The 24586-nt window shown below is 40.5% G+C and carries 23 protein-coding genes; 18 read left to right on the plus strand and 5 right to left on the minus strand.

The window, feature by feature from the left end:
• Positions 1-125: 125 nt before the first annotated feature.
• The 10 genes from cmk (at position 126) to Q4533_RS13830 (ending at position 9606) form a co-directional block, all read left to right on the plus strand.
• Positions 126-803 carry a (d)CMP kinase gene (gene cmk / locus Q4533_RS13785; protein WP_102439823.1) on the plus strand — a complete coding sequence of 226 codons (678 nt, stop codon included), beginning with the start codon at positions 126-128 and terminating at the stop codon, positions 801-803.
• 92 nt (positions 804-895) lie between these two features.
• The gene (gene rpsA, locus Q4533_RS13790) at positions 896-2584 is read left to right on the plus strand and encodes a 30S ribosomal protein S1 (protein ID WP_277869102.1); all 1689 of its coding nucleotides are present in this window, start codon (positions 896-898) and stop codon (positions 2582-2584) included.
• Between the two features lie 72 nt (positions 2585-2656).
• Positions 2657-2944 (plus strand): integration host factor subunit beta, encoded by a 288-nt coding sequence (ihfB, locus tag Q4533_RS13795; RefSeq protein WP_076536501.1) that lies wholly within the window; start codon positions 2657-2659, stop codon positions 2942-2944.
• A 122-nt stretch (positions 2945-3066) separates the two neighbouring features.
• A complete protein-coding gene (locus Q4533_RS13800) occupies positions 3067-3366 on the plus strand; it encodes a LapA family protein (protein ID WP_303502938.1) in 300 nt (99 codons plus the stop codon).
• 1 nt (position 3367) lies between these two features.
• On the plus strand, positions 3368-4528 hold the full coding sequence (gene lapB / locus Q4533_RS13805; protein WP_303502939.1) for a lipopolysaccharide assembly protein LapB: 1161 nt from the start codon (positions 3368-3370) through the stop codon (positions 4526-4528).
• Between the two features lie 27 nt (positions 4529-4555).
• Entirely contained in the window at positions 4556-5251 is a 696-nt protein-coding gene (pyrF, locus tag Q4533_RS13810) for an orotidine-5'-phosphate decarboxylase (RefSeq protein ID WP_102519898.1), read from the plus strand.
• An 86-nt stretch (positions 5252-5337) separates the two neighbouring features.
• Positions 5338-6141: an SDR family oxidoreductase gene (locus tag Q4533_RS13815; protein ID WP_102439828.1), complete on the plus strand. Its 804-nt coding sequence runs from the start codon at positions 5338-5340 to the stop codon at positions 6139-6141.
• A 27-nt stretch (positions 6142-6168) separates the two neighbouring features.
• Positions 6169-6720 (plus strand): DUF2058 domain-containing protein, encoded by a 552-nt coding sequence (locus tag Q4533_RS13820; protein WP_102439829.1) that lies wholly within the window; start codon positions 6169-6171, stop codon positions 6718-6720.
• A gap of 112 nt (positions 6721-6832) precedes the next feature.
• Positions 6833-7633: a CLCA_X family protein gene (locus Q4533_RS13825; protein WP_303502940.1), complete on the plus strand. Its 801-nt coding sequence runs from the start codon at positions 6833-6835 to the stop codon at positions 7631-7633.
• Between the two features lie 215 nt (positions 7634-7848).
• Entirely contained in the window at positions 7849-9606 is a 1758-nt protein-coding gene (locus Q4533_RS13830; protein ID WP_303502941.1) for an acyl-CoA dehydrogenase family protein, read from the plus strand.
• Between the two features lie 66 nt (positions 9607-9672).
• Here the strand turns inward: Q4533_RS13830 and dacB are convergent, their stop codons facing one another.
• Positions 9673-11124, minus strand: a complete 1452-nt coding sequence (gene dacB / locus Q4533_RS13835; RefSeq protein WP_303502942.1) for a D-alanyl-D-alanine carboxypeptidase/D-alanyl-D-alanine-endopeptidase — start codon at positions 11122-11124, stop codon at positions 9673-9675.
• A 460-nt stretch (positions 11125-11584) separates the two neighbouring features.
• Here dacB and pssA point away from each other — a divergent pair, with 460 nt between their 5' ends.
• The 5 genes from pssA (at position 11585) to Q4533_RS13860 (ending at position 16580) form a co-directional block, all read left to right on the plus strand.
• Complete coding sequence (gene pssA, locus Q4533_RS13840; RefSeq protein ID WP_102439833.1) at positions 11585-12898, plus strand: CDP-diacylglycerol--serine O-phosphatidyltransferase; 1314 nt, start codon at positions 11585-11587, stop codon at positions 12896-12898.
• Between the two features lie 77 nt (positions 12899-12975).
• Positions 12976-13746 (plus strand): tRNA-uridine aminocarboxypropyltransferase, encoded by a 771-nt coding sequence (locus tag Q4533_RS13845; protein WP_303502963.1) that lies wholly within the window; start codon positions 12976-12978, stop codon positions 13744-13746.
• A 44-nt stretch (positions 13747-13790) separates the two neighbouring features.
• A complete protein-coding gene (locus tag Q4533_RS13850; RefSeq protein WP_102439834.1) occupies positions 13791-14114 on the plus strand; it encodes a hypothetical protein in 324 nt (107 codons plus the stop codon).
• 179 nt (positions 14115-14293) lie between these two features.
• On the plus strand, positions 14294-16300 hold the full coding sequence (locus Q4533_RS13855) for an ATP-dependent DNA helicase RecQ (RefSeq protein ID WP_303502943.1): 2007 nt from the start codon (positions 14294-14296) through the stop codon (positions 16298-16300).
• Between the two features lies 1 nt (position 16301).
• Positions 16302-16580, plus strand: coding sequence for a hypothetical protein (locus Q4533_RS13860; protein WP_102439836.1), 279 nt, complete (start codon positions 16302-16304; stop codon positions 16578-16580).
• Between the two features lie 112 nt (positions 16581-16692).
• On the opposite strand, the gene eco is transcribed toward Q4533_RS13860, so the two are convergent.
• Complete coding sequence (gene eco / locus Q4533_RS13865) at positions 16693-17256, minus strand: serine protease inhibitor ecotin (RefSeq protein WP_102439837.1); 564 nt, start codon at positions 17254-17256, stop codon at positions 16693-16695.
• Between the two features lie 202 nt (positions 17257-17458).
• Between eco and Q4533_RS13870 the strand changes: the two genes are divergently transcribed.
• Complete coding sequence (locus Q4533_RS13870; protein ID WP_303502964.1) at positions 17459-18433, plus strand: GGDEF domain-containing protein; 975 nt, start codon at positions 17459-17461, stop codon at positions 18431-18433.
• On the opposite strand, the gene Q4533_RS13875 is transcribed toward Q4533_RS13870, so the two are convergent.
• Together Q4533_RS13875 and Q4533_RS13880 are read right to left on the minus strand one after the other, a co-directional pair.
• Positions 18430-21174 (minus strand): bifunctional acetate--CoA ligase family protein/GNAT family N-acetyltransferase, encoded by a 2745-nt coding sequence (locus Q4533_RS13875; protein WP_102439838.1) that lies wholly within the window; start codon positions 21172-21174, stop codon positions 18430-18432. The two genes, Q4533_RS13870 and Q4533_RS13875, sit on opposite strands and share 4 nt — an antisense overlap.
• A gap of 19 nt (positions 21175-21193) precedes the next feature.
• Positions 21194-21991: a LysR family transcriptional regulator gene (locus Q4533_RS13880; protein ID WP_102439839.1), complete on the minus strand. Its 798-nt coding sequence runs from the start codon at positions 21989-21991 to the stop codon at positions 21194-21196.
• A 195-nt stretch (positions 21992-22186) separates the two neighbouring features.
• On the opposite strand from Q4533_RS13880, the gene Q4533_RS13885 reads away from it, so the two are divergent.
• Both Q4533_RS13885 and Q4533_RS13890 read left to right on the plus strand, forming a co-directional pair.
• Positions 22187-22672, plus strand: coding sequence for a magnesium transporter (locus Q4533_RS13885; protein ID WP_102439840.1), 486 nt, complete (start codon positions 22187-22189; stop codon positions 22670-22672).
• The gene (locus Q4533_RS13890; protein ID WP_102439841.1) at positions 22669-23742 is read left to right on the plus strand and encodes an HlyD family secretion protein; all 1074 of its coding nucleotides are present in this window, start codon (positions 22669-22671) and stop codon (positions 23740-23742) included. Before Q4533_RS13885 ends, Q4533_RS13890 begins: the two co-directional genes overlap by 4 nt.
• Positions 23743-23880: 138 nt before the next feature.
• Here the strand turns inward: Q4533_RS13890 and Q4533_RS13895 are convergent, their stop codons facing one another.
• Complete coding sequence (locus tag Q4533_RS13895; RefSeq protein WP_303502944.1) at positions 23881-24537, minus strand: YgjV family protein; 657 nt, start codon at positions 24535-24537, stop codon at positions 23881-23883.
• Between the last annotated feature and the right edge of the window lie 49 nt (positions 24538-24586).

Raw genomic sequence — 24586 nt, forward strand, 5'->3', positions numbered from 1 at the left:
TTTGATCTTGATTGAATATCGTAAATTTTCTCCAGTATTTTGCTGTAAATTGTTGTACAATGCCGCCCGCTCATTTTGATGAACCTTTTTATATTCATGGAAGATTGTTTTTTTCGGAGGAATTTATGTCTGAACGTGCTCCAGTAGTCACAATCGACGGACCAAGCGGTGCAGGAAAAGGGACCATATGCCAACTCGTCGCTGAGCGACTTGAATGGCACTTACTAGATAGCGGCGCTATCTATCGTGTTTTAGCCCTTGCAGCCATTCATCACGATGTTGAATTAGAAAATGAAGAGGCGATCACCTTACTTGCTTCTCATTTAGACGTGCAGTTCTTAGCGGGCAGTGACCTTGTAAAAGTCATTTTAGAAGGTGAAGACGTTTCAACCAGTATTCGAACTCAAGAATGTGGTAATGCAGCATCTAAAATCGCTGCTTTACCTCGCGTAAGAGAAGCATTACTGAGACGACAACGCGCTTTTTGTACTGAACCGGGTTTAGTCGCCGATGGGCGTGACATGGGAACAGTGGTTTTTCCTAACGCACCCGCAAAAATATTCCTAACTGCATCCGCAGAGGAAAGGGCGCAGCGACGCTATAAACAGTTGCAGGACAAAGGCTTCGATGTTAATATCGATCGCCTTTTATCTGAAATCATTGAGCGTGATGAGCGCGATATTAATCGCTCTGTCTCACCTTTAGTGCCTGCAGATGACGCGCTAGTTATTGATACTAGTGGCATAGGTATTAATGAAGTGCTTGAGCTTGTGCTTGAACACATCAATAAAAACTTAAGGTAATTTCTTAATTCTGAGAATTTATCAAACAACATTTATATCACGGAAGATGTAAATCAATTAATTGACTCCACATCTAGGATGGATGGTGGTTTATAAAAGAAAGTAATCATAAAATGACTGAATCTTTTGCTGATCTATTTGAACAATCCCTAAATGAACTTGAGTTCCGTCCTGGTTCTATCGTACGTGGCGTAGTAGTACGCATCGAAAACGGTACTGTACTTGTTGACGCTGGTCTTAAGTCTGAAAGCCCTATCTCTGCTGACGAATTCAAAAACGCTCAAGGTGTTTTAGAAATCGCTGTTGGCGATGAAGTTGATGTTGCACTTGACTCTGTTGAAGACGGTTTCGGTGAAACTCAATTATCTCGTGAAAAAGCTAAGCGTCACGAAGCTTGGATTGTTCTAGAAAAAGCGTATGAAGATGCTGAAACTGTAATCGGTATCATCAATGGTAAAGTTAAAGGTGGTTTCACTGTTGAATTAAACGGTATCCGTGCCTTCTTACCAGGTTCTCTAGTAGACGTTCGCCCAGTTCGCGATACTGCTCACCTAGAGTACAAAGAATTAGAATTCAAAGTTATCAAACTTGACCAGAAGCGTAACAACGTTGTTGTTTCACGTCGTGCTGTTATCGAATCAGAAAGCAGTGCCGAGCGTGATGCTCTTCTTGAGAACCTTCAAGAAGGTCAAGCAGTTAAAGGTATCGTTAAGAACCTTACTGACTACGGTGCATTCGTAGACTTAGGTGGCGTTGACGGTCTTCTACATATCACTGATATGGCTTGGAAGCGCGTTAAGCACCCATCTGAAATCGTTAATGTTGGTGACGAAATCAACGTTAAAGTTCTTAAGTATGACCGTGAGCGTACACGCGTATCACTAGGTCTTAAGCAACTTGGCGAAGATCCATGGTTAGAAATCAGCAAGCGCTACCCAGAAAGCACACGCTTAACTGGTCGCGTAACTAACCTAACTGACTACGGTTGTTTCGTTGAAATCGAAGAAGGCGTTGAAGGTCTTGTTCACGTTTCTGAAATGGATTGGACTAATAAGAACATTCACCCATCTAAAGTTGTTAACTTAGGTGATGAAGTTGAAGTTCTAGTATTAGACATCGATGAAGAACGTCGTCGTATTTCTCTAGGTCTTAAGCAATGTAAGACTAATCCATGGGATGATTTCGCTACTCGTTTCAACAAGGGCGATAAAGTTTCTGGTAAGATCAAGTCTATCACTGACTTCGGTATCTTCATTGGTCTTGACGGTGGCATCGATGGTCTTGTTCACCTTTCTGACATTTCTTGGAACGGAACTGGCGAAGACGCTGTTTCTGAGTACAAGAAAGGCGACGAAATCCATGCAGTAGTACTTTCAGTTGATCCTGAGCGCGAGCGTATCAGCTTAGGCGTTAAGCAAACTGAAGACGATCCTTTCAATGCCTACTTGGCAGATAAGAAGAAAGGTACTATTGTAAATGGTGTAGTTACTGCTGTTGACGCTAAAGGCGTTACAATTGAACTAGCTGAAACTGTTGAAGGTTACCTTCGCGTTGCAGATATCTCTCGCGAGCGTATCGAAGACGCATCTACAGTATTCGCTGTAGGTGACAAAGTTGAATCTAAGTTCATGGGCGTAGATCGCAAGAATCGTTCTATCAGCTTATCTATCAAAGCGAAAGATGAAGCAGATGAGAAAGAAGCTATGGCAACTATTAACAAGCAAGAAGATGCTGTTATTAGTAATGCAATGGCTGAAGCGTTCAAGGCAGCTCGTAAGTAATATATCGCCTGTTGTTTGGGGAGTTCGCTCCCCATTAGGCGACTGTTTTGGCTTGATTATAGAGGGTAAAGGATGACTAAATCCGAACTGATCGAAAAGCTTGCCACTGGGCAGTCGCAGTTGTCGGCTAAAGAAGTGGAAAGTGCTATTAAAGAAATGTTGGAGCAAATGGCAACAACATTAGAAGGCGGGGATCGTATTGAAATCCGTGGCTTTGGTAGTTTTTCTCTTCATTATCGTGCACCACGTGTTGGTCGTAATCCAAAAACTGGAACCTCAGTTGACTTGGAAGGCAAATATGTACCGCACTTTAAGCCAGGCAAAGAACTGCGTGAACGTGTCGATGCGGTTAATGTTTAATTAACGCTTGATTAAAAAGCCTCCTTTTGGAGGCTTTTTTGTATCTATTGCACTGCAAAGCTGGTTACTTTAGCAAATATCTTGGATAATCAATTATATTGCGACGTTGAATGGAGACTCACGTGAAATCATTTATTGCCATTGTTATTGTTGGTTTATTCTTTGTCCTAGCTTTACTTTTTGGTGCTAAGAATGAACAAATTGTCACTGTAAGTTATTTTATTGCAGAAGGTCAGTATCGTTTACCCGTCGTACTCGCTATTGTTTTTTTCAGTGGTTTTGTCATAAGCTGGTTATTTGCTGCTTATTATATTTTAAAATTCAAAATCATATTAAGAAAAAACAAAAAGCAAATTGCCCAATTAACAGAGCAACTGTTAGAACAACAATCTCAACCAATGTCACAGGATACTGTAGCGTAATATGCTTGAAATCCTCTTTCTGTTATTACCTATCGCGGCCGGCTATGGCTGGTATATGGGTCGAAGAAGTATAAGACAGAATCAAAAACAACAAAGTAAAAAACTAAGCCGTGATTATTTTACAGGGCTTAATTTTTTGTTGTCTAATGAATCAGATAAAGCGGTTGATTTGTTCATTACCATGCTAGATGTTGACGATGAAACCATAGATACCCATTTATCTTTAGGTTCATTATTTAGAAAGCGCGGTGAAGTAGACCGCTCCATTAGAATACATCAAAACCTCATCGCTAGACCAAGCCTGACCACAGAGCAACGCGATATTGCCATGATGGAGTTAGGTAAAGACTATTTAGCCGCCGGCTTTTACGATAGAGCTGAAGAAATCTTTATTAATCTTGTTAGTCAAGATGATCACAGCGAAGAAGCTGAAACTGCATTAATATCAATTTATCAAGTCACTAAAGAATGGCAAAACGCCATTAATATTACTAAACGCCTAAGTCGCAAACGCCAGCAAGTTTTAAAACATGTAACCGCTCATTTTTATTGTCAACTCGCTGATGATGAATCTGGAAACGCTGAAAAAATCAAATATCTCCAACAAGCCATTAAATTAGATGATAAATGTGGCCGTGCCTGGTTAACGCTAGCGAAGATATATCTTGATGCTAACCAAGTAAGCCTATGTAAAAAAAGCTTAGTCGAGTTAAAACTTGCCGATATAGAGTTATTTGCTGATGCCATTGGTATTGCTAAGCAAGTCTACCGCGACAGTAACGATCTTGAAGGTTACCAAGCCTTGCTTCAGCAAGCTTTACAAGAAGGCGCTAGCGCGTCAGTAATTATTGCGTTAGCTCAGCATAAAATTCAGCAAGGCTTTAGTGAAAATGCCGAAAAAATGGTGCTCGATCATTTGTATCGACATCCAACAATGAAAGGTTTCCAACATTTAATGCAATTGCATATCAAGCAAGCTGAAGATGGCCAAGCGAAACAAAGTCTTTCAATGCTTGAAAAGTTAGTAGAACAACAAATTAAATTTCGTCCTAGTTATCGTTGTAGCTCATGCGGTTTCCCTGCACACAGCCTTTACTGGCATTGTCCATCATGTAAAGAGTGGGGAAGTATAAAACGCGTAAAAGGGCTAGATGGCGAATAACTGATTTTTTATATTACTGGAGTGAACATGGCAGATAAACCGATTGTAGTGGCCTTAGATTATGACAATAAAAATGAGGCGCTTGCTTTAATCGATAAACTTGATCCTACTATGTGTCGTTTAAAAGTAGGCAAAGAGATGTTTACTTTATTCGGCCCACAACTGGTTAAAGATATCCATGACCGTGATTTTGATTTATTTCTGGATTTAAAATTCCATGATATCCCTAACACTGTGGCTAAAGCGGTATCAGCAGCTGCCGATCTCGGTGTTTGGATGACCAATGTCCATGCAAGCGGCGGTTTAGCCATGATGCAAGCTGCTAAAACGGCATTAGGGAATTATGGTAAAGATGCGCCATTATTAATCGCCGTGACAGTGCTGACTTCTATGAGTGATGAAGACCTCGCGCTATTAGGGATCAATGTGCCAGCTTCAGAACATGTTAAACGCCTAGCAGCGTTAACACAGCAAGCAGGCCTAGATGGTGTAGTGTGCTCAGCTCAAGAAGCAACTATGCTAAAACAAACATTTGGCGGAGCCTTTAATTTAGTCACTCCCGGCATTCGCCCCGTTGGCGCTGATGTTGGTGATCAGCACCGTGTTATGACGCCACCAAAAGCAATTGCGGCTGGTTCAGATTATTTAGTAATCGGTAGACCCATTACTAAAGCGACAGATCCATTAGCGTCGTTACAGGCAATCGTTAACTCGCTTAAATAGCAGTTAATAGCGAACATTTTCGCCAGCACTAGCCTATAGCAGCGCAACTTTTAAACTGATTAATAACACACATGCAGGAGCATAAAATGTTTAATTATCAAGGAAAGAATGTCGTTGTTGTAGGTGGCACCAGTGGTATCAATTTAGGTATAGCGTGTGCTTTTGCTAAAGTGGGGGCCAATGTGGCTGTTGCCAGTCGTAACATGGATAAAGTCAATACTGCGCTAGCTTTACTGCAGCAAACCAATCCCAAAGGTAAGCATATTGGGGTCAGTTTTGATGTCAGAGATTCAGACGCAGTTGCATCTGGTTTCAATAGCATCGCTGATCAATATAACACTATTGATATACTCATCAGCGGCGCTGCGGGTAATTTCCCTTCAAGGGCAAAAGATCTCTCCGTTAATGGTTTTAAATCAGTGATGGATATTGATTTATTAGGTAGCTTTCAAGTCATTAAGCAAGCTTACCCTTTGTTGACTAAAGGCAATGCGAGCGTGATACAAATCTCTGCACCTCAGGCTTACGTGCCAATGGCTTTGCAAGTGCACGTATGCGCTGCTAAAGCCGGCGTTGATATGTTAACTCGCACTTTAGCAATGGAGTGGGGCGTTGAAGGGATACGGGTAAACTCGATTGTACCTGGCCCAATCGAAGAGACAGAAGGTTTTGATCGCTTAGCGCCCAGTAAAGCTTTAAAATCAATGATAGCAGACAGTGTGCCATTAAAGCGCAATGGTCAAAAACAAGATATTGCCAATGCAGCGTTATTTTTAGCTTCTGACATGGCCAGCTACATCACAGGCACCATTTTGCCCGTCGATGGCGGTTGGTCTTTAGGTGGCGCAGGCGCTGCAATGGATGCATTAGCAAAACATTTACCACAGTAATATGAACAATTTTTATAGGTGATTTAAATGGCAAACGCATTACAAGAGCAGCTGCTAAAAGCAGGACTTGCCAGTAAGCAAAAAGCGCGCGATGTGAAAACACAAAAGCGTAAACAAAAGAAAGCGAAAATTGATGATGGCAGTGCAGCGTTAAAGCAACAAATTGCCCAGCAAAAACTTGAACAAGCAGCGAAGGACAAAGCCTTAAACGAGCAGCGCTTTGCTGAAGCGTCAGAAAAAGGTCAGGTACGTGGTTTAATCACTGAATTTACTAAGTTTGCGATTAAAGCACCTGCAGGCGGCGAGATAAAATTTAACTTTACAGTTGAGAATAAAATTTTATCTGTTTATGTGGATGAAAAACTACAAGGCCAATTACAAACGGGTGTTGTTGGTATCGTGCGTTTTGAAGACAAAAGTTATATTGTGCCCCATAAACTTGCTGAACGAGTTAACTTGTTGGTACCTGAGTGGTGTGGGTATTTATGGCAAGAATCTGCTGATAATCAAGTTGAACAGGCCAGTGAAGAAAACGATCCTTATGCTGATTACGCTATTCCTGATGATTTAATGTGGTAAGGTTTTTTAACCCAAGCTAATGCTTGGGATAAAACAGACATAAATGCCTCATGAAGAGGCATTTTTTATTGCAGATATTTACATAGCTGTAGAATAAATTTTGAGGTGATGTTTGTTAAAAACAGCCCGCTATTTTCGAAATGGAGCCGATTACCGCTCTGGTGAACAAGCTAATTTTATTGATATCAAACAGTGTTTTGGCCTCAATCATATCAGTGTGGGTAAATGGGTAACCAAAGAAGAATCTGATCTTGCCGCTAATTTAGTATTTGATTCAATGGCAGATTTATCGCAAATACTGCAAGTACCCACAGAGCTTATTGGCCTTCGTAAAACGCTAAATTTGTTATTCGGTCGTGGTGGTCAAAAAGGTGTGCAGGCCCATTATTCTCCGCTAACTCACGAGTTAGCTCTTGCTAAAAATGCGGGCGCGGGGGCTTTAGCCCATGAGTTTTGGCATGCATTTGATCATTATATTGTCGATAAGGCTTTTGATGTATCACCCCGGTTTTCATTTAAAAAATATCAATGCGCCAGTGACTTGTGGCTAAATGATTCACTATTAAAGTCTCATAAGCTTAATGACAATTTATCTGCTTTGTTTAAAGTGGTGTTGTTGTCTGATGATGGCGAACAGCCCAGTGAGTATGTCACTAATGCAATCAAACTTGATAAGCAGCAAGGCTATTATTATTTTTCTAAGCCCACAGAACTGATGGCACGGGCATTTGAATCGGCGATTGAAGCTTGTAGTGATATACAAAACAATTACTTAGTCTCTGGTACATTAAAAAAGGATTTGGCGACACAATTGATGTATCCAGCAGCGCAGCACAGATCGCAAATATTCTCAGCGATGATCGATTATTTTGCTTTATTAGGCGCAGCCTTTGAGCGCAAGCTTAATAATTAAATCGCTTATTTGTAAGATCCAAATCTTTGCCTATAAATTGTACTCTTTGTAGGCGTTCTTTATACTAAGTTACTTATTTATCAGTATTTAATATGCTTTTATATTTGTTCTATCACTAGAAATTAATCAATAACAATACTAGATTCATCTTGTATTTAGTGTGGTTTTTGTATAAATTGAAACAACTGTTTTAATTATCTGTTTAAGAGCATTCTATGAACCCTTACCAAGCCCCTTTAAAGGACATGCAGTTTTTGTTAGAAAACGTATTCGATGCGACGAATACTTGGCAGTCGATGCCAAATATCGCTGAGATGGTTGATATGGACACTGCTGTTGCTATTTTAGATGAAGCAAGCAAGATTAGTCGTGATTTGATTCATCCTATAAATAGAAGTGGTGATGAGCAAGGGGTTAGGCACCAAGATGATAAGGTCATCACACCAGATGGCTTTAAAGAAGTTTACCAGCAGTTTTCAGAAGGCGGTTGGGTAGGTTTATGTGGCGAACCTGATTTTGGTGGCATGGGAATGCCAAAAATGTTAGGTGTTTTGGTTGATGAAATGAATTACAGCGCATGTAACTCATTTACCCTGTATAGCTCATTAACTGCTGGTGCTGCGCTGTGTATTAATGCACACGCGACAGATGAATTAAAAGCTAAATATTTACCTAACTTGTATTCAGGTCAGTGGTCTGGTGCCATGGACATGACAGAGCCGCAAGCAGGTTCTGATTTACGCAATATTCGCACCAAAGCCGAACCACAAGATGATGGTAGTTACTCGATTACTGGTAGCAAAATTTTCATCACAGGTGGTGACCATGATCTTACTGAAAACGTTATCCACTTAGTGTTAGCGAAACTTCCTAACTCTAAAGGTATTTCATTATTTCTAGTACCAAAAATCACGGTTAACGATGATGGTAGCTTAGGTGGGGCTAATGGTGTGACGGTCGGCTCTATTGAACACAAAATGGGCTTAAAAGCATCAGCGACGTGTGTAATGAACTATGATGGTGCCAAAGGCTTCCTCGTTGGACGTCCTGATCGCGGCCTGGTTTGCATGTTTACCATGATGAACTACGAACGTTTAGCTATTGGTATCCAAGGCCTTGGTAGTGCTCAAGGCGCTTATCAGATGGCTGCTGATTATGCTAAAGAACGTGTGCAAGGTATTGCAGCAGGTGGTTCGCCAACAGGCAGTGCGGCTGACCCCATTATTGTTCATGGCGATGTGCGCCGCATGTTATTAACCATCAAGTCGGTTACCGATGCTGGCCGTGCGTTATCAGTATTTACCGGTAAACAATTGGATTTAGCAAAGCATGCTGAAGGTGATGTTCAGGCAAAAGCAGCCAAGTATGTGGGCTTACTGACACCGGTTTCAAAAGCGTTTCTAACTGACCGCGGATTAGACGCCACTATCATGGCGCAACAAGTATTTGGTGGGCATGGTTATATTCGTGAAACTGGTATTGAGCAGTTTGTGCGTGATACCCGTATTGCACAAATTTATGAAGGTACGAACGGTATCCAAGCAATTGATTTCTTAGGCCGTAAAGTCACTGGTGATAACCTTGCTACTTTGAATGCGTTTGTGGCAGATATCAATGCTGATTTAGCGCGCTTTGAGCATGTTTCTGAAGCTGACAGAAAAGCTATCAGTTCACGCTTTGATAATTTGCTGACATTAGCAAACTACATCAATGACAACAAGCTTACTCAAGCAGCATTAATCAACGCCAGTGCGGTAGATTTCTTAGATGCCTTTGGTTATATCCTATATGGCTATTACTCATTACTCATGGCAGAGCGTGCAGTTGGTCATGATGACAGCAGCTTTAGTGAGCAAAAGCGTTATGTGGCTAAATTCTATATGGATAAAATTTTGCCAAAAGCAGATTTTCATATTGCTCAAGTCAGTCAAGGTGATGATGCAATAATGGTTATGCCAGCAGAGTTATTTTAAACACCAATTGGTTCAATTTTCTGCTTGAGAAAGAGAGTTAAAGCGCATAGTTTACAATGCGCTTTTTTATGGCTGTAAATCATATAATCTTCGCAGTAATAGCGCGCTAAAAGGGGCTAGTCTTGTTTGTTTTGCATCAGGAGTGAGTCCATTTTCTATAATCACAAAGGCATAGTGTTTACCATTTTTTGCCTGAATAAATCCCGCTAAGTTTTCAACCCCTAGCATGGTGCCTGTTTTTGCTGATATTGCCGCTTTCAAAGGCGGTTTATTGAAATGTTGTTGGTATTTTAAGGTGCCGCTTTTACCAGATATAGGTAAAAACTCAGTTAGGTATTGAAAACGTGTATCGCTGTCGATGAGTTGCAGCACAGATAACATTTGTGCTGAAGTCAGTAAGTTATAACGAGACAAGCCTGAGCCATCAACGAGATTGGCATCATTAAATGGTAAGTTCAATTCGATTAAAATCGATTGTAATGCTTTAGCGCCCATAGTAAAGCCGTTAATATCAAGACCCTCTATGTTATCGCTGTTAAACGTTTGCCGGTAAAAATCTTGGCCAATGTTTTTTAATAAGCTATCGGCAATTAAATTATCTGACTTTTCCAGCATGATCTTTAATAATTTGGGTAACTTTTCAGACTGATGCGTGGCTAACAACTGCGCGCTAGGCGGGATGCTTTGCTTACTTATGATCAAATTAGCGTAATTGACTTGCTTGTCATTGAGTATGGCTTTGACCACATCTTTGGCATAGCGAGACGGATCATTAACAGCAACGGCTAAACTTATAGTTTGATTGCCTGGGTAACAACCTGAAATTCGATAGCGATTGCCGTCAAAGCGTTGCATGTGTAACTCGCAAAATTGCGCCTTAGCTTGAGTAACGTCTATATTAGGTTTAAAAACCGCCTTGGTGCTGATTTCAACTGGGTATTGTGCATCTATTATGATTTCAGATGCGTTATCTGCTAGTGGACTTAGGCTTGCTCTGACACAGTTTTTATCAATAATAAAATCGGACACTGGCGCTGCGTAACAAATACCGAGGTCATCCCATACCCAGCCAGGTGCTCTAAGACTTTCACTGGTCGGTGATACTAAGATCACATTGCCATTTATATGTTGTATATCATTAGTTTTAAGTGTGGTGAGTAGTTGTTTTAGTTGTTCACGAGTAAAGCTAGGATCACCACTAAATTTAATATACACATCACCATTGAGTTGCTGCTGTACTACAACTCCATCAATATATACTTGGGTTTCATAATAAAAATCAGTACCTAATTGCTTTGTAGCTGCAACGGCAGTAAGTAGCTTTTGGATGCTCGCGGGTTGCATTAATGTCTGCTCATTAATGCTGTAAACACTGCTGTTTTTTTCAATATCCCATATGTTTATAGCCAGTTGTGATTGAGGAGGCGCAATATGTTGCATCACATTGGCTAAGTATTCATCGGCCCACACAGGTAAGCTAAATAAAGAAACAATTAATATACGTATTAGTAAATACATAACTAGCCAGTAGTAAAAGTTTGAGTCTCTCTAAAATACGTGATCTAACGGATTATTACAGTGATGAAGCGATAAAAATTGATGTTAGACCTTAGCGTCAGTTTTTGTGTTTGTTTTTTGCTCAACATGATTGATTTTTATTTATTCAAACAAGATAGCGTAGGTTGTTTTTTCCACAGGCCTTAACAATCACTTTAAAAGTTTGATCCAAAATCGTTCACTTGAGCCTCATAAACCCATCAAATAGGGCTATAACATCAGAAAAGCCTTGCTCATAAGCCGCTAAGTCGGTAATTTCTATCTCCTAATATTTTTTGTTATTCAGTTAAAACGATGACAAAGTATAAATTTTAAGTGACAGTATTTATTATTCAAAATTAGAAACAAACGATAAATACTTACCTAGTCAATTTATATCGACGTTAATAGCATTTAACTGTTTAAGTTCAAGGAGGTTGCCTTGCTGGATAAGCTTGGTGGTATCGCATTACAAAATGAATCGTTAAAGTGGTTATTAACCCCGGTTCAATTTAAACAAGAATTGTTAACTCGCATCGCGAATGCTACGAATGCGATATATATTGCTGCGCTTTATTTAGAAGATGATGAAGCGGGCCGAGAAGTTCTTGAGGCGTTACTTGCAGCTAAAGCTGCTAACCCAGAGTTAAAAATAGTTGTCCTAGTGGACTACCATAGAGCTAGGCGTGGCCTAATTGGCCATAAAGGTGATAGTGGTAATTACATCATGTACCGCAAAGCCATGGCTGCTGCGAAGGCACCTTTTGACATCTTAGGTGTACCAGTTAAGTCTCGCGAGTTTTTAGGGGTATTACACCTTAAAGGCTTCATCATTGATGATGCAGTAATATTCAGCGGCGCTAGCATTAATAACATTTACTTTAAACAAAACGATAAGTACCGTTTTGATCGTTATCATGTGCTGGAATCTGCTGAGCTTGCTCGCAGTATGGGTGAGTTCATTGAGCAACATCTAATTAGCGATCCGGCTGTTTGTCCGTTGACTCAAGACAGCAGCGACGAAAAATGCCCTGATAAAAATGACATGCGCACCTTTAAAACTCGCTTATCACGTTCAGATTATCAGTTTGAAAGTACCCGTATTGGCAATCGTGTTACGCCGCTTGTAGGCTTAGGCCGCAAGAAGAATAAGTTAAACGAAGTGGTGATAAAATTGGTTGATGAATCAACCGAGTCACTGTTTATCTGTACGCCGTATTTTAACCCACCAAACTCTTTAGTGAGAGCGTTGACGCGTCATTTACGTAATGGAAAGAGTATTGATATCGTGGTGGGTGATAAAACCGCCAATGATTTTTATATCCCACCAGAGAAAGATTTTTCTACCATTGGTGCATTGCCTTACATGTACGAACAAACCTTACGTAAGTTTGTAAAACGTCAGCAATGGGCGATTGAAAACGGTCAGTTACGGATCCACTTATGGAAAGACGGTATCAATAGTTATCATTTAAAAGGGATTAGTGCTGATGGCAAAAAGCATCTCATCACTGGTTCTAATTTAAACCCAAGAGCGTGGGCGTTGGATTTAGAAAATGGTTTGTTATTGCATGATGACAGTGGTGTGTGGAAGCAAAGTTTTGAGGCGGAACAAGAATTTATTCTGCAGCATACCGAAAAACTGTTCCATTATAGTCAAATTGAAACCGTGCAAAAGTATCCGGCTCCTGTGAAAAAGATTATGACCAGGATAAAGCGCTTAAAAGCTGACCTTTTACTAAAAAGAATTCTATAGTAACTTCATCACCCAATTGGGTGATGAATTTTTTTGAACGTTATAAACTATAACGTGTAACCGAGAATAATCCCATGTTGGCGTTACCTCCTGAGCAGCAACACGCAGTTCATCGTTTGTATCAATACCGAAAATCTATTTCAACTAAACCATTTGCTGCCAGAGGGAAAAAACTCATTCGCTGCCAGTGGTGTTTATTAGGAAAAATTTTCTGTACCTGTCAACATAGACAATATATCAATACTGAAGCCCACTTCATGCTAGTCATGTATGATGATGAAGTGCTAAAGCCAACCAACAGTGGCCGTTTAATTGCTGATTTAGTCCCTAATACTAGCGCTTATTTATGGTCTCGTACTGAGCCCAATAAACAAATGATTGAAGCGATCAACGACCCCAAATATCAGCCAATGCTGATATTTCCTGAGCAGTATGCCCAAGAAGGGCAAATGGTGGTTAGTCATCCTAGTCAATGTGACAATGCCGCCACTGGTAAAATACCGCTGTTAATTTTATTAGATGGTAGCTGGCGTCAAGCGATCAAAATGTTTCGTAAAAGCCCTTATTTACATAGATTGCCATTGTTTTCTTTTAGTCCTGAAACCTTAGCTAATTACGAATTAAGAAAAGGCAGCCATGATTTTCAGCTATCAACTGCTGAAGTGGCAGCTCTGGCTCTTGAAGCCATCGACGAGCCATTAAACTCCAAAGCATTGAGCTCGTGGTTTAATTTATTTGTTGAGTCGTCGTTACTGGGTAGAAATCGTCGTTTAAAAGAAGATATCATTCCGATTGAAAGTTATATTCAGCAGTTTGAACAAGCAATGCTAAACGCAGCGGCTAAATAGCGTTTAAATACCATCATAAAAGCAGCGGATGCGAGTGTTACTCTATGTTAGAAAGTAAGTTGATTGTGTTATATCGTCTAGAGCCCGGTTGTTTGGGCCCCGATGGTATGGAGCACATACAAATATTTTGTGATTTAGCACAGCAAATGCTGGCAAGCCTTGATACTGCAACATGCCAATGGTTTTTAGAGCCACGTTACAACAAACAACTCGATGAAATGGCGTACTGTCTAGCCAATAACATGTTATCTCGTGAGCAAGCCACTAAATTTATGGTTCGCTTTGGCGATGATTTAGAGCAAGCTCAAGAAACCTTCGAAGACAAATTAACCTTGTTAATCAATCAATACCTATCACGTAAAGGCTAACCGACCTTGTTTATTTCAACTTTATGCTCCGATATTACTGTTTATTCTTTTGATGAATAAAGCCGTGTTCACCTAGGGTAAGTATTTTATAAGTTATTGTTTTATAAGCTTCAGAGTTTCAATTTTATTCGTGTTAGCGTATAATTGCCTTCGCTTTAATCATCAATCTAGGCTCCAGTATGCAAACTCCATCGTTTGATAGTCCTTCGCCATTACTACATGACAACGCAGATTTAATTCAAAAGCTCGAGCAGCAATTTGGATTTAATCAGTTTAGAGAAGGGCAAATTGATGTAATTAAACATATTTTGTCAGGAGCATCTTCTTTAGCCATTTTTCCTACAGGCTCAGGTAAATCACTGTGCTATCAATTTAGCGCCTTACAACTGGCTAATGTCACCTTAGTGGTATCGCCATTGCTTGCGTTAATGAAAGATCAAATCGCTTTTTTAAATGCTAAGGGAATAAATGCCGCCAGCATAGATTCAAGCTTAACCTTTGAGCAAACACAGCAGGTTATGCGTGATGTTCGCCGCGGGCATACAAAAATTTTAATGGTGTCAGTTGAGCGTTTTAAAAATGAACGTTTTAGGCAGTTTCTTAGCAGTATTGATATTTCATTATTAGTCGTTGATGAAGCTCATTGTATCTCTGAATGGGGCCATAACTTCAGGCCTGATTATTTAAAAATCCCATCTTATGTGCAGCAATTTAGTATTGCCCAAGTGTTGTTATTAACCGCCACAGCCACTGAAAAGGTAAAGCTGGATATGGCCAACCGTTTTGCTATTTTGCCTGAGCAAGTGGTACAAACGGGTTTTTATCGCAGTAATTTAGATATCAGTATCAAACCTGTTGTTGAAGCCGCTAAGCAATTGGAATTAGTCAACACAGTATCGCAATGCACAGGTGCTGGGATTATCTACGTGACCTTGCAAAAAACGGCAGAAGATATCGCGGCTTTTTTAAGTGCTAACAATATTCAAGCCACCGCTTATCATGCAGGACTTGATTCAGAGCTCAGAAATCGCATCCAACAGCAATTTATGGACGGCCAAATCAACGTAATTGTTGCCACAATTGCCTTTGGTATGGGAATAGATAAAAGCAATATCCGTTTTGTGGTTCATTACGATTTACCGAAATCTATCGAAAACTACAGCCAAGAAATCGGCCGTGCAGGCCGAGATGGGCAATTGTCTCATTGTATTACGCTAGCTAACAAAGATGGCTTAAATACCATTGAAAACTTTGTTTATGGCGATACGCCAGAACCCTCAGCGATTACCAACTTAATAGAACATATTAGTGCTGAAGTTGAACATGGCCGCTGGGAAATGCAAGAGTATGCGATTTCAACTAGCTGTAACATTAAACAGTTGCCGTTAAAAACCCTGTTAGTTCAACTTGAATTAGCCAACGTGGTGCAACCACGCTTTGCTTATTTTGCTGAGTTTAAGTATCAATTTTTGATTGATAAACAGCAGTTGCTGGCCAGTTTTGATCCCCAGCGCCAAGCGTTTCTGCAGCAAATATTTGAGCATACTCGTTTTAAGAAAATATGGGGTCAACTAGATTTCGATAGCTTATATCAGCAATATGGTGCAGACAGGCAACGGGTAGTTTCGGCGTTAGACTACCTAGCAGACAAACAATATATCCAGTTAGAAACCAAAAAAATAACCCAAGTGTTTAATGTTGATATCAATGCTTTAAGTAATCCAAACCTTATTGTAAGTTTGTCTGATTACTTCCAAAGTAACAAAGTCAAAGAGATAAAACGTTTAAATCAGCTTATTAGTTTTTTTGAATCAACTGAGTGTATTACTGCTAAATTGGCGCGTTATTTTGATGATCAGCAAGCACCTAGTCATTGTGGTCATTGTAGTGTCTGTCGTGGGCAGATAGCATTGTTGCCGCAACAGGCATTAGCGCCAATCACTCAATTAGCGTCATTGCAGCAGTATCTTAATGAGTTTTGCACTCATATGAACGCAAAAGGCATTATGCCGATATCTGTAGCGGTTCAAACTAAATTTTTAGCAGGTATTAGTGTGCCGATTTTTACCCGCAACAAAGTAAAGCAACTGTCAGGTTTTGGTTATTGCAGTCAGTATCGATATCAAGACATCGTTGATTATATCAATCACATAAACGGTAATAACTCAGATATGGGACCAGGTTAATATGAAGAAGAAAGCCGTAGATGCACTACTTAAAAAGCATGAAAAACTTAACCATATTGAAGGGGTTAAAGTTGTTTCCCATACTCAGCGTGAAAAAGAAGAGTGGGTTTACCATACCTTGATGTTAGCGGGTTACGATGTAGCATTTAAATTTAAGCGTACTAAAAAATATAAGAGCTTGCAGGATCAACTTGTGAGTTTAGTGTATTACCCTGAAGAGCATACTGTGGCTGGATTTAGCGTAGAGATTATGCAGGTTGTTCGGGTTAAACGTTGTTAAATTATTACCTTGGATCCAGTTAAATATTAAACAGCGTTAGCAGATGCACCATGGTTATTTGGGTTATCTGCTGACGCTTTGTTATAACGCTGTTTAGCCATGGTCCCACACATTAATTTGAATAGTGGTAATCACCTTTAGCTTGCCAAATACGGTATCTTAACGTTGCATCTTCAGGTAGGTAAAATATTTTTGGTAAACGGCTATCATAATTGATGCTCAAGCTTTGTCCCATTGGCACAAATTTAGCCGTTTTAGGTTCATTACACATCATCATCGTACTTGGCCCTACCGTTATACTATCGACGCTATAAAACGGATATCCCCAGCCTGATAAATTCTGCTCGACCAATTTGCCACTTAGTCTATGGTGATTACAATCTACCAGCTTATTTTGGCCAATTTGAATTTCAATTTTATAACTCGCCTCATCATCACGCTGTGCTAATTCAAGTATATGTTGCACTTGCTTAGTCGCTGGCTTTGGAAACATCTTTATATTGTCAATTAGCTGATAATTTTCATGAGTATTTTTATGCATGGTTATCATTGCGGGTTGACTAAATTGGTTAGGCACAGGGCTAGTGGCATAAGCGGGTACTATTACTGTCGCCGATACGCTTAATAACGTTGCCATAGGTAGTTTATTTAATTGGTTTTTTAGTAAAATTTTCATATGGTTTCTCTTATGTAAAATGTTATTGTTATGCTTGTTATTGTTTTAAACGTATCAAATGCGTAAAAGGGTTATATTTTTTTAAATTTAATTTTTTAGCATTTAAGTATAGCGTTACCTTTGCTGGGCTTACATTGACTTATATAAATCATAGGACGTGAAATTGAAGACGAGTTTAGAAAATTCTGCACAAATACTAAGAATGGCAGTGCCGAAAATGTCCACGCTGCATATACCGGTTACCCCAGAAAATTATGCCATTTGGTATCAGTATTATGCGGAAACAAATTTAGACTTAAAACGTGCGATCGATGGTTTAATTGCCAATAAAGTTGAGTTTACCCCCGCGGTCAATCAAGGCCTTTATAACAACTTTATTCAAGAGCAGTCTCCAGAAGTCAATGATAATGTTCAAATTGAAACCAAATTACTCATCAATAGCTTATACAGTAAGATTAGTCAGCTTTCTTCTGGTACTAGTGACTTTTCATCGAGCTTACATTCTTTAAACGAGGAACTGCAGTCAAATCCAAGTCCACAATTACTTAACGAGTTAATCGTCAATATTAGTTTTGAAGTGGACAAGGTGCTATTAAACAACGATTTAATGAAAGCCGACATAGACTCTCTGGGTAATGAATTAACGACTTTAAAAGATGAAATGACCAGTTTAAGTAAAGTGGCAATGACCGATGAATTAACCTCGTTAAATAATCGCCGTGCCTATGAGGTGTTTGCTTTAGAGCAAGTCAGTTTGTTTAGCCATAGCAATATACCTTGTTGCCTATTAATGATAGATATCGATTTCTTTAAAAAATTCAATGATACTTATGGTCATCTAGTTGGCGATAAAGTGCTGGCATTTGTGGCTTTTGCATTAAAACAAACGGTAAAAGGTAATGATTTCGTTGCCCGCTATGGCGGTGAAGAGTTTGTGATTTTATTGCCTAATACTGAGCTACAAGATGCCTTAACGGTGGCTGAGCAAATTAAAAATCGTATTGCAGATAAGCAGCTCACCATTGGTAAAGAAAAAAAGCAGCATTTAGGCAATATCACAGTATCGATAGGGGCTGCTGAAATCCACCCTGGAGATGATAGTGATACCTGGTTAAGTCGCGCTGATGAAATGCTGTATCAAGCGAAATCATCAGGTCGCAACTGTGTTAAAGGCTAATGTTTATCGGCAGAGTCTATACCCGCTTTAGCTTGCGGGTTAGCTTCACATTGGGGCAAGTCCATATGCATCTTAATCAGGTGCTCATCCATATCAAAAGATACCGTAAAGCCAAGCCCTTTGGCGAGGTTTGCCATACTGCGGTTTTCAAACATGGTAAAGCCCGCTAACACAGGAGTATTAGTGGTTTTATAATAGTTAATCAGTTTTTCTAATAGCATTTTACCTAAACCAATTCCTTGATAGTCGCCGCGCACCGCCATAGCAAATTCTGCTTCTGTATTATCAGGATCAGTCGATGCTCGCACCGCACCTAAGGTGATTGCCTCACCATTTTCATCTTCTGCAGTGGCGATAAATGCCATTTCTCTGGCGTAATCTATTTGTGTTAAAACCGCCATTTCCTCATGGGTCATTTTCGAACGAACGCCAAAGTAGCGTTTATAGCGATCTTCATCACTGAGTGAGTTATCAAAGGCTAAATGCTTTGGCTCATCCTCAGGAAGAATGGGCCTGAGCATGACCTTCAAGCCATTTTTCAAGGTGGCCTTTTGTTCTAACTCTTTTGGGTATGGCATGATCGCTAAGCGCGCTTTGGGATCAATATCTGTACAATTGAGCTTCATGTTAACGTCAAGCAGGGTAATGGTTTCACCTGCGGCGAGCACTGGGTTAAGGTCTAAAGAAGCGATTTCAGGGCAATCGATAATCAGGTGCGATATTTGGGTTAGCATCACACACAGTGCGTTCATGTCTAAACCAAGGGGTAAATGTCTGTCTCTAAGTTTGTGAGTCTTCAACGCCTGAATGACCATATAGCGCGCCAGTGCCATATTAAGTGGCGGTAGGGCAACTGCAGCATCACGTGTCGGGTCCCATTCTGAGCCGCCTTCACCAAGGCAAATTGCAGGGCCAAAAACAGGATCATTAATCACAGAGACCCGCACTTCTTGAGCGCCAGCGGTTAATGCCATTTTTTGCACTATCATGCCATTGATTTCAGCGTCAGGGTTGGTGTCCTTAACTCTGGAAGTAATGGATAGCGCTGCCTGATACACTTCTTCAGCATTATTGAGGTTTAGTACCACACCGTGCACATCAGATTTGTACATCAAGTCAGGGGATTGGACTTTTAGTGCCACAGGAAAGCCCAACTTGGTGGCGATATTAACGGCTTGCTCTGCGCTACTGGCAAACTCTGTATCTATGGTATTTAAACCGTAAGCTTTTAAAATGTCACTGGCTTCATGGGTTTCGAGAATAAAACGATTATTGGCTTGGGCTTTTTGTAATAAATTCCGCGCTGTATTAGTGTCAGTGGGAATATTATCTGGAATAGATTGCGGCACTTCTTGCAATAGTTTTTGATTACGGCGGTATTCGACCATATGCATAAAGGCTTTTACTGCGCCTTCAGGGGTTCGATAAGTCGGAATCCCGGCTTTACTAAATCGCTTTCTTGCGGTGTAGGCTGAATCCTCACCACTCCAATTGGTTAAAATATTTAACTTGTTTCGATTTGGATGGCCCTTGATGACATCAATTAAACTCTGGGCGATTTGGTCACTTTCTTCTAATGCTGATGGTGAATGCAGCACTAAAATAGCGTCCATTTCTTGGCTATCCATCAATATAGTTAGTGCTTGGCTATAACGTTTACTGTCAGCATCACCGACAATATCTATTGGATTTTGACCAGACCAGGTTGTTGGCAATATGCGATTTAATTGAGTGATGGTGTCATCTGACAACTGTGCCAGTTTACCGCCTTTAATAATGAGTTCATCAGCGGCCAATACTGCAGGGCCGCCGCCATTACTGATTATGGCGACTCGCTCACCTTTTAATGGCGTGGAGTGGGCCAAACTTTCAACTGCGGCAAACAGTTCAATTAAGTCATGCACCCGCAACATACCACCACGCTTAAAGGCGGCATCGTAGACGGCATCATTGCCGCCTTTACCGCCTGTGTGCAACATAGCGGCCTTAACGCCTTCAGCACTGCGACCCGATTTAATCACAAATATGGGTTTATTACGGGCTGCTGCGCGCGCTGCGGATAAAAAATGACGCTTTTCACTAATAGAATCAATATAAAGCATAATGGCGCTGGTGCGGCTATCACGACCTAAATAATCGAGCAATTCATCAAAATTTATATCAGATGCATCACCTAAAGATATAAACGATGAAAAGCCGATGTCTTTATTATTAGCCCAATCCAGCACCGTAGTACAAATGGCGGCAGATTGTGACACAAACGCAATTTTGCCTTTTTTAGCGCCGGTATGCGCTAGGCTCGCATTAAGACCAATGGTGGGAATAATCATCCCTAAACTATTTGATCCCAATATTCGCATGCCGTAACGTTTTGCATTTTGCAGCGTTTGAGTTAACAGGCTAACACCATGTTCATCAAACTCATCAGCCATGCCTGAGGCCATAATTATCGCGATTTTACAGCCAAACTGCGCCAATGTTTCGACGATATCAGGTACGCGACTGGCGCGAGTACATATCACGGCTAAATCGGGTTTAATGGGCAGCGATTCAATATTGGGATAAGCCAATACGCCCATAACGGCGGAATATTTAGGGGTTACGGGCATAATGGGCCCTGAAAAGCCGCTGGCCAATAAGTTTTTCATCAACACGCGCCCCGCGCGCTTTTCACTATTTGAGGCACCAATAACGGCGATGGAAGTGGGTTTAAATAATGTGTGAATACTTCTTTGGCTCATAATACCCTCAGCATAATCATTAACGCGTGGTAATTGCTTGTAATAAGACGTTTTTACATATCTCTGATAGCCATACTATTTTAGCTTCATGGCGCCGCGATGAACTACAAATAATCGCCATGTCTATGGCGACTTCTTTTTTGTGCAATTCAGCATCGATTTTAAAATTATAGGAGTAATGATCGGCCAGTAATTGGCGATGTAAACTATAGTTGTCGGTAATGATTGTCGGATTATGGTTTTCATTTAATTCACGAAAATATTCAACATGTTCATTTAAATCATCAACTAATAGCTTTACAAATTCCCCTTGCTCATTGCCCACTTTAGTAACATAACCAGAAGCCACTTTTTTCTGATACAGCTGCTGCGGTCTGTCTCGCAATGATTGCACGCCGATATCAATGGAGCCATCGATCAAGCCATCATTACTGGATTTTCGCCATTGTCTTAACTCTATGGTGGCATTGGTTTGTTTGCGTAATTCATTGATTAGGCTTTTACCCATTAATACCATCAAGGGTTCGCCTAAGTGCACCGAAATGAACTGCAGGTTTTTAGGGTCAAAGTATTCTGGTTCTAGGGCTAAGCTAATTTGCTCGATAGAACTTTGGATTTGCGGGGCGATTTTATCGGCATAACTGGTGGGTTGTAGGCCATTAGCGGTGCGAATAAATAACGGGTCGCTTAGTTCTTCACGTAATTGAGCCAATACTTTTGAGACAAATGATTGTGAGCGGCCCAGTTGCTTGGCGGCTTTTTGGGTCGAGCCTGATCTATACAGGGTGACAAACACATTCAGTGCATTCAAATCCATGAGATACCGATAAATAAGTGCAATTTAACAATATATTACACTATAAATTCGAATCGTACATTGGGACTAAAGTAAATAGTTCATTTGGAATATCGGTTATTCCGTTATCACAGTGAGTTATTGCTAGTATTCAGCTCATATACAGCGAGACATTGTTACTCTCCCTGTTAAATATCTCATGTTTTTAGGATCTTTATGACTGAATTACCTGATATCGACACGGTTCAACCATCATTGAGCAATAAGTTATCTTTCTATGTGCGAAAAATGACCACATTTATTTTATCGTTATCGGTTATCGGACTTTTAAGTTATGGCTTCTCATTACTCACTCAAATACACGGTAAGCAATTACCTGAAGGCTACTTTGTTAATGGCTACCCCAGCATTTTAACCCTATTAGATTCTGAATTTTTTATGGGCTTTGTGTTTGTGGTCACCATTTTGATCATTTGCTATGTACTGCTGTTATTTTGGAAATTACATGAAGTTGCAGTTCATAAGGCAGAAGCCATGTCGAGTGCCCATACCCAAATTGTGTTTGCTTTATCTTTATGTGGTTTGTTTATTGATAAGACCTGGTGGGTACTGGCGATAATCATTGCTTTTGGGCGCTGGGATGTCCTATCTAAACGGTTATCAAGCATCATTAGTAATGGCATCAAAGGAGTTAAATCATGAAAGAGATCATGTTGCCTTATGTGTTAATTATATGGCTCTTAGTCAAATTAGGGGTCATTCAATGGAACCTTACTAATGCGGTACGCACCATTGGTTTAGGAATGTTTATTGCTTTTTCATTGTTTACTGGCCATCGCTTTTGGTCACCCGCTGATTTAACCGATAGCTCAACCATTAAAGCGCCTCATGCAGTGCTAAGTCCACTCATTGGTCAGGAAGTTGAAAACGTCTATGTGACTCATAACCAAATCGTTAAAAAAGGGGACTTGATTTACACCTTAGTATCAGTGGATAGCACGGAACAAATCAAAGCCCTTGAAGCCAGTAAAAATGCAGTACAAGCGCAGCACGCTGCCGCAATCCAACAAATTAACGCTTTAAATGTCAGTATCAATAATGATGAGCGTAATTTAGCGCGTCTAACGGCCTTAAAAGAGCATGCAAGTCAGGTGGACCGCGATAATTTACAGGCGCAGATTGATGCCAATCGTGCCCAAGTGGCTGCCAATATTGCCCAGTTGGGCGCGCAAACAGCGCAAATGCAAGCTATTGAGGCTGATATTGAATCGGCTAAATGGACAGATTCACGTCGTGAAATACGGGCTCAATATGATGGGCAGCTTGCCATTACCAATGTAACTGAAGGCACCCGCTTGGGTAATATGCACTTGTTTGATACCAGTAAGAAATTTTTAGAAATGCGCATTGCCGATCAATCATATCGCTATATAAAACCTGGGCAGTTTGCCGAGTTCTATGTGGATGCTTATCCGGGAGAAATCTTTAGAGGCAGAGTGCACAGCATTACTTCAGGTACGGGCGAAGCCATGATTAACCCCATGAGTGGCAGTCAACATGTGCGCCAGCATGTGGGTAACAATGGCGGCTCTCATGGTCGTACAGTCGTTATTGAGTTTGAAGAACCTGAAGGTTATTCATTACCGATTGGGGCAACCGGCTCAGCTTGGATTTCTGCTGAGAAACCCCATCCAGCATTGGGCTTTATGGATATCATTGGCGCGGCGACTGTTAGGCTTAAAGCGTTAAAGTCGTACCTTAATGCGCTTTAGTGAATGCGTTCTAGTGAATGTGCTTTCGTTGCGAGTCATTGGTATTAGCATTAGCAGAGTGAGTAATATGACTCGCTCTTAATTGCTTATTACCACAGGGTTTACTCATCCTAACTGAATTGATTCAAGCTAATTACTTTAACCTTTAGACAATGCCACTTGTGTTTCATTACAGCTTTCAAGGGCACTATTTTGCTCAAAGTTTTGGTTGAGCTGGTCGTTATAGTAGTCGCTAAATTCGCGCATAAGCCCTAGTGCCAATATTGCTATTGTCATTACTTGGTAGAGTATTCCTGACCATGACATCAAATATATTGAAAGCATCAGGTTTAATCCATTACTGGCAACCATAGCTAACCTTAGTTGACTGCCCGCTAAGAAGAATAAACTAAAGCTCATTACGACTGCAGCGATGACCGCACACCATTCACTCCAATGCTCAGCCCACAGAAAACCCTGCGTCATGGCAATAATACTAAAGCTGAGTGACATGGCTAAAGGCGATGTTAACCAGGCAGTCGATGCAAGATTTTGCTGGTTATTGCTATTCAAACTTTGACATAAACTAAAGCGAATAACATTAACTAGTTGGTTGGCCATGCCGAGAAAGCTGCCTAATAAGCCTAAATGGATTGCGGTAAGTACTGACGCTATCATATTGCCATGAATAAATTTGCAGTCTTGTTGTTGGCTATTTGCCCACCAGCCAATGGCCATTGAGACAAAGCCAATAAGCTGAAAGTAAAATAGGGGCTCGGCAATAAACTGAAAATCAAATGCGGAAAAATCTAACACAGGCAAGCACAATCCAAGAAAATTAAGGATGCGTATTGTCGTTTTTTTC

The organism is Shewanella sp. 6_MG-2023 (assembly GCF_030547195.1).
Classification (GTDB): Bacteria; Pseudomonadota; Gammaproteobacteria; order Enterobacterales; family Shewanellaceae; genus Shewanella.